Annotated in this window: 3 protein-coding genes; 1 reads left to right on the forward strand and 2 read right to left on the reverse strand. The window is 71.5% G+C overall.

The window, feature by feature from the left end; translation table 11 throughout:
• Window positions 1–523: 523 nt before the first annotated feature.
• Entirely contained in the window at window positions 524–1,072 is a 549-nt protein-coding gene (locus G6030_RS13735; RefSeq protein WP_182643507.1) for a DUF1697 domain-containing protein, read from the reverse strand.
• Window positions 1,073–1,119: 47 nt separating this feature from the next.
• On the opposite strand from G6030_RS13735, the gene G6030_RS13740 reads away from it, so the two are divergent.
• On the forward strand, window positions 1,120–1,560 hold the full coding sequence (locus G6030_RS13740) for an SRPBCC family protein (protein WP_061228561.1): 441 nt from the start codon (window positions 1,120–1,122) through the stop codon (window positions 1,558–1,560).
• Here G6030_RS13740 and G6030_RS13745 read toward each other — a convergent pair.
• Complete coding sequence (locus G6030_RS13745; RefSeq protein WP_347238667.1) at window positions 1,551–1,682, reverse strand: type I 3-dehydroquinate dehydratase; 132 nt, start codon at window positions 1,680–1,682, stop codon at window positions 1,551–1,553. The two genes, G6030_RS13740 and G6030_RS13745, sit on opposite strands and share 10 nt — an antisense overlap.
• Window positions 1,683–1,686: the final 4 nt, after the last annotated feature.

Here is a 1,686-nt window from a genome sequence, read left to right on the forward strand (position 1 = left end):
GGTGCGGGCGGGGTCGGCGGCGACCGCCGGGCGGACGAGGTGGGTCCTGGGGCCGACGGCGAGGTGGCCGGCGACGACGTGCCCGGAGTCGGCGACGACGAGGAGTTTCCTGGCGAGGTCGGCGTCGCGTCGGTCGCGGTCGCCGGCCCGGCGGGATCGTCGGGGTCGGCCGCACACCCGCCGGTGAGAGCGATCGCCAGGAGCGCCGCGAAGGCGGTGGCTCGGAGGGGCGGTCGGTGGCGCATCGCACGCAGTCTGCCACGAGGGAGGGGTTGCGCCCGAGTGTGACGGCAGAGGATCCTGGGGACAGAGGGAGCCCGGCGACGGCGGAGAGTCCGCACGCCGCCCTCTGCAAGAGAAGGAGCGTGACAGATGCCCCCGTTCGACCTCTCCCAGCTCCAGGCCATGTGGGATGGAATCTTCCCCGCGATCTTCGGGCCCCTGGCAGCCGTGGTCGATACCATTGGTGCGTCGGTCCAGGGCCCCTGATCTCCTGACGGCACGGCCCTCGGCCCGGGGCGGTTCAGCCCAGGGCGAGGATCTTGTGCAGCGTCCTGATGTTGCGCATGGTCAGATGCCGCCCGTGTGACCTTCCGCTGGTCACCTTGGCGGCGGGCGAGCTCAGCGTGAGACCTCTGGGCACCCGCCAGTAGACGCAGACCGATCCGGCCGCGACCTCCTCGGTGCCGGCCGGATCGACCGCCGCCGCCATCGCCTCGGCCACCGCCGCCGTCACCTCCGGCTCGTCGGAGAAGACCAGGTAGTCGTGGTGGTCGTCCAGGGTGGCGAACGGGTACGCCGCGACCGCGTCCTCGACGGCGCCGCGGGTGAGGACCTGGACCACCGCGTCGTAGCCGAAGCGGTCGGCGTAGGCCGCCTCCAGCGCCGCACGTAGCTCTGCCTCGGGGCGAGGGTCGGTGACGACCACGTTGCCGGTGGCCAGCACCGTCTTCACGTCCGCGCAGCCGGCGGCTTCGGTGCACTCCCGCAGGTCCGCCATGGCGATCCGCGCGGCCTTTCCCACGTTGATCCCCCGCAGGAGGGCGATCTTGCGATCGGTGGCGGCGTTCATGGGTCGATCGTCCCACCGTATTCGCGCGTGAGGGTAACTTCTCGGCCATGGCAGTGTCAGTGCAGTCCGTGACGACCATCGAGGCCGGGATCCCCGAGATCATGGCCGTCCTGGCCGACGTGGAGTCCCTCGTCGACTGGTCGGAGGCGCACCGCGCCGTGGAGGTCCGCGAGGCCGACGACGAGGGCTGGCCCATCGTGGTGTGGGAGAAGATCTCCCAGTACGGCATGACCGAGGAGATGGTCGTCCGCTACGAGTGGTACGACGGCGAGGTGAGCTGGACCCTCGAATCCGGGACCAACCAGAAGATGCAGAACGCGCGGTACTCACTCACCGACAACGGCGACGGGACCACCCGGGTCGTGTTCGACCTCGAGGTGGAGCTCAAGGCCAAGCTGCCGGGCATGGTCGTCAAGAAGGCCCAGAAGCACATCGCCGACGTGGCCACGGCCGGCCTGCGCGAGGAGGTCCTGCGCCGCTACGGCTGACCCGCACCCGGGTGCAGCAGGCCGAGAGCCGCGCGCACCCCGGCCGCGGGCAGCTGGCCCGGCGCCGAGGCCTCGCCCACGGTGGCGAACGTCGCGGCCGAGCCGAACGCACCGCCGCCGATCCGC

It is taken from the genome of Dietzia sp. E1, assembly GCF_014145015.1.
GTDB lineage: Bacteria > Actinomycetota > Actinomycetes > Mycobacteriales > Mycobacteriaceae > Dietzia > Dietzia cinnamea_A.